We start from the raw sequence: 13,214 nt of genomic DNA, 5'->3' as shown, positions 1-13,214 counted from the left end.
GCTGGCCGACCTGCTCCGGCGCGGGCGGGGTGATGTCGACCGGCGCGCCCCAGTCGCGGTAGTCCGCCACGACGTCCACCGCTCCCCCGCCCTCGACCGGCGTGCTCACCTCGGTCCTCACCGGCAGGTCCTGCTCGTCCACCCACAGCTTGAGCACCGAGGCCCGGCCGTCGGCGGTCACGTGCGCGGTGTACCGGACGGTCTTCTTCCCGGCCACCTCCTCCTCGGCCTTGTCCACGATCCGCGCGCCCTCGGGCAGCGCCTTGCGGATGTCGGCGGCGTCGCGGATGTGCACGGCCACGGCCGCCATCGCCCTCCCCAGGGCGTTGGCCGGGTCGTCCGGGTCGAGCTTGAGCCACGGCTTGTCCGGCTGCGGGGCCTGCCCGGCGGGGATGCGCACGTAGATGCCGTCCGGCACCATCACGTACGCGACCTCGTCGGCGTCGGCGGTGGAGATCCGGCAGGAGGCCGCGAAGTCGTCGGTGCGCAGCCCGCAGCTGCCCTTCCCGTTGGTGGCGAGGTCCAGGTCCACGGTCACCGAGCCCTTGGCCTCGGCCGCCACCAGGCTGGCCTCGCCCAGCGCCTGCGGCGTGTCGAACGTCTTGGCCGCCGGCGCCGGCGGCGCCGGCTCACCGGTGCACGCGGACAGCGCGGCGGTGACCACGGCGGCACAGCCCACCAGGGCGACGCGGTTCTGGCGCATGCTCCTCCTCGGACCAGTAATGGGGAAATGGGCTTTCCACAGACACTGTAACCAGCGGGAGAAGATTTCGAACCGGTCGATCCGCGGCTGTTGCCGAAAAACGAAAAACGCGAATCCCTTTTGTCAGGCGGGTGACAAATCAGGGTCGGCGCACGGACGCCAGCAGGTTGCGGGCGACCTCGCGCAGCTTGGTGTTGTGCCGCTGCGACTCGGCGACGAGCCGGGCGAACGCCTCGCCCTCGTCGATGCCGTGCGCGGCCATGAGCACGCCCTTGGCCTGGTCGATCTCGGCACGCGACTCCAGCGCCGCCTGGAGGTGCCGCACGAGGGCCCGCGACCGGTCGTAGCGGCGGAACCCGGTGATGGTGGTGGACGCGGCCGTGACGAACAGCCGCAGCAGCGCCTCGTCGAACGGGTCGAACGCGTGGTCGGCGCCGCTGTAGAGGTTGAGCGCCCCGATCGCCTCGTCGTCCACGACGAGCGGGGCGGACAGGTAGGCGCGCACGCCGATCCGCTCGACGGCGCGGGCGAACTCCGGCCACTTCTCGCGACCGCCGTGCAGGGTCGCCCGCACGGGTCTCCTGGTGCGCGCGGCCTCCAGGCACGGCCCGTTGCCCGCCTCGTACTGCTCGGCGTCGATCGTGCGGACCTTCTGGTCGGTCGCGGCCGGCGTGTGCGGACCGGTTGAGCCCAGGACCGTCACCGACACGTTGTCCGCGTCGGGGATGACGCGGGACACCGACTCGACCAACTGCTGGAGCGCGTCCTCCAACGATTGGTCGCCCGCCAGTACGCCCGCCAGTTCCTCCAGCGCCTCGCTGGCCTCGTCCAGCTGGCTCGCCGGGAGCTGCTCCTGAATGCTCACGCCCCATTGTCTACACCCAGGGGACGATAATCGCCGCAACCGAAGGGGGTGACGCTGTGCGGGTGCTGCTGGTCGAGGACGACGACGGGGTCGCCGGGGCACTGGTGGCGGCGTTGGTGGACAACGGGCACCGCCCCGGTCGGGTGAGCCGGGGCGCGGACGCGCTGCTCTCGCACCGCGGCTTCGACCTGGTGCTGCTGGACCTGGGCCTGCCCGACATCGACGGCCTGGACGTGCTGCGCAAGGTGCGGCGGGTCTCGCCGGTGCCGGTGCTGGTGCTGACCGCGCGGGGTGACGAGCGGTCGGTCGTGCGCGGCCTGCGCCTGGGCGCGGACGACTACCTGGTGAAACCGGTGCGCCTGGGCGAGCTGCTGGCCCGGATGGACGCGGTGGCGCGGCGCAGCGCGGCGGTGGCCGGGCCGGCGGACCGCACGGTGCGCGTCGGCGACGTGGAGGTCGAACTGGAGGCCAGGCGGGTGCTGGTGGGCGGCGTCGAGGTCGCGTTGACCACGAAGGAGTTCGAGGTGCTGGCGGTGCTGGCCGCGCGGGCGGGCACGGCGGTGAGCCGCCAGCAGGTCATGGACGAGGTGTGGGGCGACGCGTACCTGGCCGTGTCGCGGTCGCTGGACGTGCACGTGGCGGGCCTGCGGGGGAAGCTGGGCCGGCCGGGCCTGCTGACCACGATCCGCGGTTTCGGCTACCGGTTGGGCGAGTAGGTGCGCCGCCGCCTGCTGCTGGTGCTCCTGCTGTTCTCCGCCGCGGCCGTGGCCGGGTTCGCCGTGCCGCTGCTGTCGGCCACGTCCACCGAGCGCACGCAGCGGTTCGTGCTCAGCCGCACCGCCGACCTGGACCGGTTCGCCGTGCTCGCGCAGCACGCCGAGACCACCCGGGACGACGCGGCGCTGGAGGACGAGGTCGGCGCGTACTTCGCCCTGTACGGCGAGCCGGTGGTGGTGGTCGACGCGCGGCGGCGGCCGGTCGCCCAGGCGGGTCTGCCCGCCGGCGACCCGCTGTTCGCGCAGGCCCTGGACGCGGCGCTGCGCAACCAGCCCACGCCGTCCGTGGCGACGCTGACCCCCTGGTCGTCCGGGCACGTGGTGTTCGCGCGCCCGGTCGGCACCGGCACGCGGGTCGCGGGCGCGGTCGTGCTGCGGGCGTCGGTGGAGCGCGCGGCGGCGGACGTGACGGAGCGGTGGCTGTGGGTGCTCGGCGGCGCGCTGGCCGCGGCGGCCGTGTCGGTGCTGCTCGTGCAGGTGGTGGCGCGGTGGCTGCTCGAACCGCTGGCGGAGCTGGCGATCGGGGTGCGCGCGGTGGCCGCGGGCGAGCGGCGGGCGCACGTGCCGGGCAGCAGCGGCCCGCCGGAGGTGCGGGAGCTGTCGGAGTCGTTCAACCGGATGTCCGACGCCGTCACCGAGGCCGCCGACCAGCAGCGCCGGCTCATCGCGGACACCTCGCACCAGCTGCGCAACCCGATGGCGGCGCTGCGGCTGCGGATGGACGCGCTGGGTGCCCAGGTGACACCGGACGGCGTGGTCGCCTACACGGCGGGCGTCACCGAGATCGAGCGGTTGGAGTCCCTGCTGGACGGGCTGCTGGCGCTGGCCGCGGCGGAGAGCACGGCGACGGAGGTGGCGGCGGGCGGGCGCGAGCCGGAGCTGACCGACGTGGGCGCGGTGGCGGTGGACCGGGCCGGGTTCTGGCAGGTGCCGGTGCCGCCGGTGCCCGACCTGGCGGTGCTGGTGCGCTGCCCGGAGTCCGACCTGGCGCAGGTGCTGGACGTGCTGCTGGACAACGCGGTGAAGTACGGGGGCGCGGTGCGGGTGGCGCTGGGCGCGGACCGGGCCGCCGGGACGGGGTGGGTCGAGGTGCGCGACGACGGGCCGGGCATGACGGAGCGGGAGCTGGCGATGGCCACCGCGCGGTTCTGGCGCGGCCGGTCCGACCGGCCCGGCACGGGGCTGGGCCTGGCCATCGCCGACCAGCTGGTGCGCGCCCGGGGCGGGGCGCTGGCGCTGTCGTCCGACCGCGGCCTGACCGCGCGGGTGACCCTGCCGCTGGAGCCGGCGCTGTGAACCGCCGGGCGTTCCTGCTGGGCCTGCTCGCCACCGGGTGCGCGACCGGCTGCACGGCGGGTGAGCCGTCCCGCGAGCTGGCCGTCGCCGGCGGTGAGCGCGGCGGCATGTACTTCGACTTCGCCACGCTGCTCGCCGGCCGGCTGACCGGCGTGCGCGGCCGGGTGCTGGAGACCGAGGGCAGCCTGGCGAACCTGGACCTGCTCGCCGAGGGCCGGGCGGACCTGGCGCTGACCCTGGTCGACGCCGCCCACGTCGCCGACCCGGCCCTGGAGCTGCGCGCGCTGGGCCGGGTGTACGAGAACTACCTGCAACTGGTGGTCCGCGAGGACGACCCGGCGCGTGCCGCCGCCGACCTCGCCGGGCGGACCGTGTCGCTGGGCGCGGCCCGGTCGGGCGCGTCGCTGACGGGGTGGCGGATGCTCGACGCGCTCGGCCTGCGCGACTCCGTGCGGGTGGTGCACCACCGGCTCGGCGACGCGGCGGCGATGCTGGCCGACGGGCGGATCGACGCCGTGCTGTGGTCGGGCGGCGTGCCCACGCCCAGGCTGGAGGACCTGTCCCGCATCCGGCTGCTGCCGCTGGCCGAGCTGGTGCCGGGCCTGCGGGACGCACACGGCTCGGTGTACGAGCAGGTGGCGGTGCCGGTCGGCGTGTACGGGGCGGGGCGCGAGGTGCCCACGATCGGCGTGGCCAACCTGCTGGTGGGGAGGGCGTCGCTGGACGGGGAGGCCGCCGCCGCCGTCACCCGCACGCTGGTGTCGCGCGCCGCCGAGCTGGTCCCGGAGCAGGCGCTGGGCACCCAGTTCCTCGACGTGCGCAGCCTCATCGGCACGGTCGGCGTGCCCCTGCACCCCGGTGCGGCGGCCGTCTACCGCGACCTGCACGGGTGAGGCACGGGGTCGGTCACCCGCCCCCGTGCCTCACCCGTCAGGGCAGGCGTTGCCCGAAGACCAGCGCGCCCGCCACGGCCAGCAGGCCCAGCACGGTGCCCAGCGCGACCCACGGCCGGGACGCGTCGGACTGCTTCTTCTCGTAGCCGATCTGCTCGCCGAGCGTGTCGTAGACCCGCCGCAGCTCCTCGGCGCTGGCCGCCTTGAAGAACTCGCCGCCGGACAGCTTGGCGATCTCCTTCATGGAGTCGTCGTCCACCGGCACGTCCTGGCGCCGCCCCTCGATCTCGACGACGCCCTCCTCGGTGCCGAACGAGATCGTGGAGATCGGGATGCCCGCCTTCTTGGCGTCCTCGGCCGCGTCGAACGCCTTGCGCGTGCCGACGGTCTCCTTGCCGTCGGTCATCAGCACGACGCGCGCCGGCGGTGGGCCGTCCGCGCCGCCGACGACCTTGCCGAACGAGTCGATCGCCGCGAGTGCCGCCACGATCGCGTCACCGGTCGCGGTCGACTGGGCGAGCTTGAGCCCGTCGATGCTCGACGTGACCGCGCCCCGGTCGGTGGTCGGCGCGACCAGCACCGTGGCCGACCCGGCGAACGAGATCAGGCCCAGGTTGATGCCCGGGGTGAGCCCGTCGGCGAACGACTTGGCCGCCACCTGCGCGGCCTCCAGGCGGGACGGCTTGACGTCGGTGGCCTTCATCGACAGCGACGTGTCGATCACCAGCATCACGGTGGCGCGGTTGCGCGGCACCTTCTGCTCGGCGGTCGGCCCGGCCAGCGCCACGGTCAGCAGGATGAACGCGACCAGCAGCAACGCCGCCGGCACGTGCTTGTACCAGCCCTGCCGCTTCGGGGCGACCTTCTCCAGCATCGACAGGTTGGCGAAGCGCAGCGTCCGCTTGCGCAGCACGCGCTGCAGCACGACGTACAGCGCGGCGACCGCGGCGACCGCGACCAGCAGCAGGAACCACCACGGCGCGGTGAACCCGGACAGGCTCATCAGGCCACCCCTCCCGACCAGCGGCGCTTGCGGGCGACGACGAACCGCACGGTGTCGGCGATCCAGTCGGAGTCGGTGCGCAGCACCAGGTGGCCCGCGCCCGCCTGGCGCAGGCCGGCGGCCACCCCGGCGCGGTGCTCGGAGGCCGCGGCGGAGAACTCGCGGCGCAGCAGCGGCGAGGCGACGACCTCGCGCTGGCGGCCCGTCTCCGGGTCGGCGAGCACGACCGTGCCCACGTCGGGCAGGTCGATGTCGCGCGGGTCGAGGACCTCGATCGCGACCAGGTCGTGCCGGGCGGAGAGCGCCTTGAGGGGCCGCTGCCACTCCATGCCGCCGAGGAAGTCGGAGATCACCACGACCAGGCCGCGGCGCCGGGGCGGGCGGCGCAGCTGCTCGACCACCTCGGCCAGCGAGCCGCGGGTGCCCTCGGGGGCGCGCGGCGTCTCGGCGACCTTGCGGATGAGGCCGCGCGAGTGCGCGAGGCCGCCGCGCGCGGGCACCCGGACGAGCTGGTCGCCGGTGGACACCAGCGCGCCGATCCGGTTGCCGCCGCCGCGGGTCAGGTGCGCCACGGCCGCGGTCGCGGCGACCACCAGGTCGCGCTTCTCGCACGCCGCCGTGCCGAAGTCGAGGCTGGGCGACAGGTCGATCGCGAGCCACGTCTCCAGCTCGCGGTCGGCCACGGTCTCGCGGATGTGCGGCACGGTGGTGCGGGCGGTGACCGCCCAGTCCATCCGCCGCACGTCGTCACCGGGCTGGTAGGGCCGCGCCTCGCCGGGCTCCGAGCCCGGCCCGGGGACCAGGCCCAGGTGGTTGCCCTGGAGCAGGCCGTCGAGCCGGCGGCGGACCTCCAGTTCGAGCGTGCGCAGGGCGGCCTCCATGCGGCCACCGTGCAGGACCGGCGGCGCCCAGTTCGGGCGGGCGTCGGCGGCGTCGTCCTCGGTGTTCCCGGTCACGGCCTGCCCGCGGGCTGCGGCGACGACGGGCGGGCGGAGACCTGCGGCAGCGGCACGGTCTGGAGCACGCGCGTGATGATGTGGTCCAGCGGCACGCCGTCGGCCAGCGCGTCGTAGGACAGCACCAGGCGGTGGCGCAGCACGTCCGGCACGACGTCCACGACGTCCTGCGGCAGCACGTAGTCGCGACCGCGGACCAGCGCGAGGGCGCGGGCGGCGGCGATGATGCCGAGGCTGGCGCGCGGCGAGGCGCCGTAGGCGACCCACCCGGCGACGTCGGTGAGCTGGTGCTCCTTGGGCGCGCGGGTGGCGATGACCAGCCGCACGACGTAGTCGACCAGCGCGTGGTGCACGAAGACCCGGGAGGCCACGCCCTGGAGGCGGACCAGCTCGTCCGGGCCGAGGACCTGGGCGGGCACCGGCGGCTCGACGCCCATCCGGTAGACGATCTCCCGCTCCTCCTCGGCCGTCGGGTACTCGACCTGGATCTTGAACAGGAAGCGGTCGCGCTGCGCCTCGGGCAGCGGGTAGACGCCCTCGTTCTCGATCGGGTTCTGGGTGGCCAGCACCAGGAACGGGGTGGGCATCGGGAACGTCTTGCCGCCGATGGACACGTGCCGCTCGGCCATGACCTCCAGCATCGCCGACTGCACCTTGGCGGGCGCGCGGTTGATCTCGTCGGCGAGCACGAAGTTCGCCACGACGGGGCCCAGTTCGACGTCGAAGGTCTCGCTGCCCTGGCGGTAGATGCGCGTGCCGAGGATGTCCGCGGGCACCAGGTCGGGGGTGAACTGGACGCGCGAGAACGAGCCGCCGACGACGTTGGCGAAGGTCTCCACGGCCAGCGTCTTGGCGACGCCCGGCACGCCCTCCAGCAGCAGGTGCCCCTTGGCGAGCAGGCCGACGAGCATCCGCTCGACCAGCCGGTCCTGACCGACGATCACCCGCTTGACCTCGAACACGGTGCGCTCGAGCAGCTGGGCGTCACGAGCCGGCGTGGTGGGCGCCTCGGCGGCGGGCTCGGACAAGGGTCCTCCTCGAACAGGGTTGTGCGACTGTTCCCAGTCTCCCCTGCCGGCGGTATGGACCTTGTAAAGGGTCTACAGGTCGGCGGGCGTGTCCACGTCACGGGCCTCGCCGGCCAGCGCGGGCACGAGGACGGGGCGCAGCGGGTCGAGCACCGAGCGCGCGGAGGCGTCGCGGGGGTCGGCGGGCAGGGCCGCGCGCAGGCGGTCGACGCGCCACGCGCCGGTCAGCCACTGCGCCCGGCCACCGGCGTCGACGAGCACCGCGCCCGCGTTGTCCGCGTTGTCCACGGCGGACCTGAGCCGGTCCACTGTGGACCTGGTGAGGCCGGGCTGGTCCACCGCCAGCACGACCACGACGTCCGCGGTGACGTGCGCCAGCCCTGCGGCGAGCCCGGCGACCGGCCCGCCGCCGGGCGGGTCCTCACGCGCCCACAGCACGCCCGAGAGGTCCAGGCCGGGAACGTCCCGGAGAGGTCCGACGACCACCGTCTCCCGGGCACCCGCCACGGCGTCGAGCACGCGGTCGAGGAGCGTGCGGCCGTCGACCACGACCGACGCCTTGTCGACGCCGCCGAGCCTGCTGCCCCGCCCACCCGCGAGCACCACCGCCGACCACACGCGGCCCACGGTAGCGGCTGGGCCGGGTCGCGGGGGCTCGGGTCGTGGGTGGCCGGGACGCGGGGGCTCGGGTCGCGGGGGCCGGTTCAGGCGGGCTCGCCGACCGCGTCGTCGCCGGAGGTGAACAGCATCCACAGCAGCACGGCCACGACCAGGCCGCTGGTCACGAACACCGGGAACACCAGGTCGAACACGGTGCTGCCCTGCGGCGCGGCCAGCGTCGGGTCGCTCGTGACGGTCACCGCGGCCATGCCGGTGTAGTGCATGCCGGTGACCGCGACGCCCATGATCAACCCGGCCGCGACGGTGGCCTGCGCGGTCTTGACGACCAGGGTGAACCAGAACGCCGCGGTGGCCGCGACGACGGCGATCGCGCAGGAGGCGACGACCAGCACCGGGTCGTAGCCGATCTCGCCCTTGAAGCGGAGGGCCGACATGCCGATGTAGTGCATGCCCGCCACGCCCAGGCCGGCCAGGGTACCGGCGAGGAGCAGCCGCATCCGGGTGAAGCGGACCAACGTGACCAGGGACAGCCCGAGCCCGACCACGCCGACCGCGACGACGGCGGACAGGGCGGTCAGCGGCGCGGAGTACTTGACGACGGCGCCGGGCACGTCGAAGCCGAGCATGGCGACGAAGTGCATGAGCCAGATCGCGATGCCACCGATGGCGAGTGCGCCGAACACCGTCCAGCGGACCTTCACCTGCCGTTGCCGCTCGGTGCGGGCGCGGGCCATGCAGGCCAGGCCGATCAGCGAGCCGACGACGGCGACCACGTAGGCGACGACGAGGGTGGAGAGGTCTCCGGAGGAGTGCATGAGGTCGTGGTTCACGGGGGCACCGGTTCCTGGGGTCGGGAGGCCCCTTTACTAACCCGCTGTCACCAAGTTCTCCAGGTACGGCCGGTCGAGTTCATGAACTTGAGACCTGTTCACCTCTGTTTTCTACTTTGAGTAGTCATTGACGCGGCATTCAGCTCAACGTCCCCCCATGCAGGTGACCCAAAAGAATCGTCACCCCTCGTAACCACCCAAACGCACGGCGACGCACTCCTCGCCCACCCCCTCACCCGCGCCGCACTACCACCCGATCATCGCTGTAGGATCGTTCAACAATCCTACATTCTCCATCGTACCGGGGTCGGCGCGACCGACGACGGCGGCGGTCAGCGGCGGTCAGCGGCGGTCAGCGGCGGTCAGCGGCGGTCAGCGGCGGTCAGCGGCGGTCAGCGGCGGTCAGCGGCGCTGGGCGGGCGGGTGAGTGAGCGGGCGGGCGGGTGAACAAGTGGGCGGGTGAGTGAGCGGGCGGGCGGCGGGCGGGCGGGTGAACAGATGAGCAGGTCAGGGTGTGCACGCCCAGCGCCCCACCACCCGGTTGCGGCCCGCGTCCTTGGCTTCCAGCACGGCGACGCTGGCCTGCTCCACCGCCTCGGTGACCGACGCGCCCGGCGCGACCTCGACCGCGCCGATCGAGACCGTCACGACGCCCTCCGGCGTGCCCCGGTGCTCCACGCCCAGGCGCTCGACCGCTCGCCGGACGCGTTCGGCCAGGGCCAGCGCGCCGTCCAGCCTGGTCCCGGGCAGCAGCACGGTGAACTCCTCACCCCCGTAGCGGTAGGCGCGGTCGCCCGCCCGGGCCGTGCCGCTGATGGCCTGGCCGACCGCGCGCAACGCCTCGTGCCCGGCCAGGTAGCGGTAGAGGGTGTTGTAGCTGTGGAAGCGGTCGATGTCGATCAGCAGCAGGCTGTACGGCTCGCCCGCGCGGTTGCGGCGCTGGTGGTCGGCGTCGAACGTGGCCGCGTTCGGCAGACCGGTGCGCTGGTCGGTGGTCGCCGCCTCGGCCAGCGCCCGGTTCTCGGCGCGCAGCTGCGCGAGGCGTTCGGCGAGGAGGTCGACCTGCTGCTTGCGGGCCAGCGCCCAGTCCTCCAGGCCGTCGTCGTAGACGGTCACCGGGCCGACCGCCTTCGCCCGGTACATCGCCAGGTCGGCCTGGTGCAGCAGGTCCTCCGCGCCGCGGCCGGGGCGCACGAACGTCAGGCCGGCCGACACCGACACCCGCACCACGTCGTCGCCCACGACCAGCGGTCCGCCCATCGCGGTGAGGATCTCGTGCGCGGCGGCGACCGCCTGGTCCTCGTCGAGCCGGTCGAGCAGCACGGCGAACTCGTCGCCGCCCAGCCGCGCCGCGGTGCCCCGGCCGTCGACCGCGGCGTGCAGCCGGGCCGCCACGAGCCGCAGCACGTCGTCCCCCGCGGCGTGCCCGTGGCGGTCGTTCACCTCCTTGAACCGGTCGAGGTCGAGGCACACCAGCACCGGTCCGGGCGCGCCGCGCACCGCCTGCTCCAACCGGGGCAGGAAGCCGGTCCGGTTCGCCAAGCCGGTCAGCGCGTCGGTGTTGAGCCGCCGGCCCAGCTCGGCGGTCGTCTCCGCCCACCCGGTGACGTCGAGCGCGACCACCACGAGCCCGCCCACGTCGGGTTCCTCCGCCAGGTCGCGCACGACCAGGTCGACGCGCCGGTGGGCCGAGCCCTCCACGGGCACCGCGCACGTGCAGCGGGACGCCCCCGCGCTGCCCGCCGCGTGCAGGAACGTGCCGACGGACGCCGCGTCGGCGGGCGCCACGAGGTCCGGCAGCGGGCCGGACGCGCCGCGGAACAGCCGCCGCGCCGCCGGGGACGCCCACCGCACCCCCAGGTCGTGCCGGTCGACCACGAGCACGGCGGCGTCACCCCGTTCGAGCACCGCCCGGTACAGGTCCCCGGTCATCGCGCTCGTCCGCCGTGTGGTGATCCGTCGTGTGGTGATCCGCCGCATGGTGATCCGCCGTTGTCGGGAATCGCGAAATCGGTCGTCATGGTCCCCCCTGGACGTGACTTCCCCTGGTGTTCGACGCTACCGAAAATCACGTTCGGGCGGATCGGTTATCCGGTGGACCCCCGGGTGGCGCAACTCCCCTCCCGGCGGGGCCGCCGCCACCGATCGAGACGCACGACCCCACGAGGTCGGAGGAATGCGGCAGAGTGAATATTCACCCCATTACCGCGACAATCCTTTGTGGACTCCCGCGAGCTCCCGACCGGGTGAACCGGCTCAAGCCGGACCACCGGTACGCCGATGGGCCCGACGTCCCCCGGTGTGCGAAGAAGGAGTTCGGCGTGGTGCTGCGCGAACGGGTCCGCGACGTCGTGGACGGCAAGCGCTTCCAGCGCTTCGTCATCGGCGTCATCGTGGTGAACGCGATCACCCTCGGCTGCGAGACGTCGGCCACCGCGGTCGCGGCGTACGGCGGCGCGCTGTCCGCTGTGGACACCATCGCGCTGGCGGTGTTCGTGGTCGAGCTGGCCGCCCGCCTCTACGCGCACCGCCTGGCGTTCTTCCGCGACCCGTGGAACTGCTTCGACCTCGTCGTCGTCGGCGTCTCCCTGCTGCCCGCCGCGGGTCCGCTGTCGGTGGTGCGGTCGCTGCGCATCCTGCGCGCCCTGAGGCTCATCGCGATGGTGCCGAGCATGCGCCGCGTGGTGAGCGCCCTGGTCAGGTCGATCCCGGGCCTGCTGTCGCTGTCCGGCCTGCTGCTGCTCGTGCTGTACGTGGGCAGCGTCGTGGCGGTCAACCTGTTCCGCCCGAGCGGCGACCCGCGCTTCGCGGACCTCGGCGCGACCGTGCTCACCCTGTTCCAGATCACCACGGGCGACGGCTGGTCGGACGTGATGCGGGACCTGATGGTCACCCAGCCGCTGGCGTGGCTGTTCTTCGTGGTCTACCTGCTGGTCGGCACCTTCACCATGCTGAACCTGTTCATCGCCGTGGTGTGCAGCGCGATGGAGCCCGACACCCCGGCCGCCACCGACGCCCCCGCGGGCACCGACACCCCCGCGGGCACCGACGACCGGGTTCTCGCCGACGAGATCAGGGCCCTCCGCGAGGAGATCCGCGACCTGCGCCTGGAGCGCGTCGGCCGGTGACCCGCTCCCGGGTCACCGGCACGCGGTCAGAGCAGGCGGGTGGCGAAGGGCATGATGCCGCCGTAGCGCACCGGGGCGATGCGGACGGACGAGCCCGAGTACGGCGCCTCGACCATCATGCCGCCGCCGAGGTAGAGGGCCACGTGGGTGCCGCCCCCCGGCCCCCAGAACAGCATGTCGCCGCGCCGCGCCTGGGACAGCGGCACCTTGCGGCCCGCGTTGTACTGGTAGCCGCTGTAGTGCGGCAGGTAGATGCCGACACCCGCGAACGCGTACATCATCAGTCCCGAGCAGTCGAAGCCGACGCTGTAGTAGTCGCCGTGCGAGTCGCCGACGCCCCAGTCGCGGATGCCGACCGTGGGGCCGTCGTAGTTGCCGCCGCCCCACGAGTAGCGCACGCCCAGGTGCTGCACGGCGCGCGCCACGACGGTCTCCACGCCGCCGCCGACGGGCGCGGCCACGACGGGGTCCGGCCGGGCGGCCGGGGCCTGCGGCTGCTGCGCGGCGGCCAGGGCGGCCTGCCGGGCGGCCTCCTCGTCCTCGCGGCGCTTGTCGTCGAGCCACCGGTCGTAGCGGGCGCGCTGGTCCTCCAGGCCGTCCACGGTGCCGAGCGCCTCGTCCAGCTCGGCCTGCACGCGGGCCACGTCGTCCTGGGCGGCCTTCGCGGCGGCGGCCTGGCCCTGCTGCGCCAGCGCGGCACCGGCCTGGGCGGCGTCGGCGTCGCGCTTGGCCTGGTCGGCGGCGGCCTCCTTCCGGTCGGCCAGGTCGAGCGCGGCACGCGCCGCGGCGTCCTTGTTGCCCATCTCGGCACGGGTGCGCTCGACGTCCTCCAGGGCGTCGAGGCTCGACGCGCCGACGGCCTCCAGCAGCTGGGCGCGGGCGAGCAGGTCCTCGGGACTGGTCGCACCGAAGTACGCCGAGACCGAGCCGACGGTGCTGCCCTGCTGGAAGCTGGCGGCGGCGAACTCGTCGAGCGCGGTGCGGGCGTCCTCGACGGCGCGGGCGGCGGCGTCGGCCTCGACGCGCGCCGCGTCCGCCCCCCGCCGCGCCTCGTCCGCCTCGGTCCGCGCGGTCTCCAGGTCGACGCGCGCCTTGTTGGCCAGCTCCATCGCGTG

At 74.2% G+C, this 13,214-nt stretch carries 13 protein-coding genes; 4 read left to right on the top strand and 9 right to left on the bottom strand.

Annotation, left to right across the window (positions count from 1 at the left end):
- A partial coding sequence (locus tag ACR807_RS37685; protein WP_438926299.1) for a LolA-like protein occupies window positions 1-703 on the bottom strand: 703 nt, incomplete at its 3' end.
- 139 nt (window positions 704-842) lie between these two features.
- Complete coding sequence (locus tag ACR807_RS37680) at window positions 843-1,568, bottom strand: ANTAR domain-containing protein (RefSeq protein WP_438926298.1); 726 nt, start codon at window positions 1,566-1,568, stop codon at window positions 843-845.
- 56 nt (window positions 1,569-1,624) lie between these two features.
- Here ACR807_RS37680 and ACR807_RS37675 point away from each other — a divergent pair, with 56 nt between their 5' ends.
- From ACR807_RS37675 to ACR807_RS37665, 3 genes are read left to right on the top strand one after another with little or no spacing between them, the layout of a single operon-like run.
- Window positions 1,625-2,284, top strand: coding sequence for a response regulator transcription factor (locus ACR807_RS37675; protein WP_438926297.1), 660 nt, complete (start codon window positions 1,625-1,627; stop codon window positions 2,282-2,284).
- A complete protein-coding gene (locus ACR807_RS37670; protein WP_438926296.1) occupies window positions 2,285-3,640 on the top strand; it encodes a sensor histidine kinase in 1,356 nt (451 codons plus the stop codon). It begins immediately after the preceding gene.
- Window positions 3,637-4,533: a TAXI family TRAP transporter solute-binding subunit gene (locus ACR807_RS37665; protein WP_438926295.1), complete on the top strand. Its 897-nt coding sequence runs from the start codon at window positions 3,637-3,639 to the stop codon at window positions 4,531-4,533. Before ACR807_RS37670 ends, ACR807_RS37665 begins: the two co-directional genes overlap by 4 nt.
- A gap of 37 nt (window positions 4,534-4,570) precedes the next feature.
- On the opposite strand, the gene ACR807_RS37660 is transcribed toward ACR807_RS37665, so the two are convergent.
- The 6 genes from ACR807_RS37660 to ACR807_RS37635 form a co-directional block, all read right to left on the bottom strand.
- A complete protein-coding gene (locus tag ACR807_RS37660; RefSeq protein ID WP_438926294.1) occupies window positions 4,571-5,536 on the bottom strand; it encodes a VWA domain-containing protein in 966 nt (321 codons plus the stop codon).
- The gene (locus ACR807_RS37655; protein ID WP_438926300.1) at window positions 5,536-6,417 is read right to left on the bottom strand and encodes a DUF58 domain-containing protein; all 882 of its coding nucleotides are present in this window, start codon (window positions 6,415-6,417) and stop codon (window positions 5,536-5,538) included. Before ACR807_RS37655 ends, ACR807_RS37660 begins: the two co-directional genes overlap by 1 nt.
- 71 nt (window positions 6,418-6,488) lie before the next feature.
- Window positions 6,489-7,520 carry an AAA family ATPase gene (locus ACR807_RS37650; protein ID WP_438926293.1) on the bottom strand — a complete coding sequence of 344 codons (1,032 nt, stop codon included), beginning with the start codon at window positions 7,518-7,520 and terminating at the stop codon, window positions 6,489-6,491.
- Window positions 7,521-7,592: 72 nt separating this feature from the next.
- On the bottom strand, window positions 7,593-8,147 hold the full coding sequence (gene mobA, locus ACR807_RS37645) for a molybdenum cofactor guanylyltransferase (protein WP_438926292.1): 555 nt from the start codon (window positions 8,145-8,147) through the stop codon (window positions 7,593-7,595).
- A 77-nt stretch (window positions 8,148-8,224) separates the two neighbouring features.
- Window positions 8,225-8,971 carry an MHYT domain-containing protein gene (locus tag ACR807_RS37640; protein ID WP_438926291.1) on the bottom strand — a complete coding sequence of 249 codons (747 nt, stop codon included), beginning with the start codon at window positions 8,969-8,971 and terminating at the stop codon, window positions 8,225-8,227.
- A gap of 507 nt (window positions 8,972-9,478) precedes the next feature.
- On the bottom strand, window positions 9,479-10,903 hold the full coding sequence (locus tag ACR807_RS37635; RefSeq protein ID WP_438926290.1) for a sensor domain-containing diguanylate cyclase: 1,425 nt from the start codon (window positions 10,901-10,903) through the stop codon (window positions 9,479-9,481).
- A gap of 314 nt (window positions 10,904-11,217) precedes the next feature.
- Here ACR807_RS37635 and ACR807_RS37630 point away from each other — a divergent pair, with 314 nt between their 5' ends.
- Entirely contained in the window at window positions 11,218-12,099 is an 882-nt protein-coding gene (locus ACR807_RS37630) for an ion transporter (protein WP_438926289.1), read from the top strand.
- A gap of 26 nt (window positions 12,100-12,125) precedes the next feature.
- On the opposite strand, the gene ACR807_RS37625 is transcribed toward ACR807_RS37630, so the two are convergent.
- Window positions 12,126-13,214: NlpC/P60 family protein (locus ACR807_RS37625; RefSeq protein ID WP_438926288.1), on the bottom strand; the 1,089-nt coding region annotated here is incomplete at its 5' end.

This window comes from Saccharothrix sabaoui, from assembly GCF_051756985.1.
Taxonomy (GTDB): Bacteria; Actinomycetota; Actinomycetes; order Mycobacteriales; family Pseudonocardiaceae; genus Actinosynnema.
The sequence above is the reverse complement of the archived record's forward strand: the minus strand, read 5'-3'. Positions and strand labels throughout refer to the sequence as shown.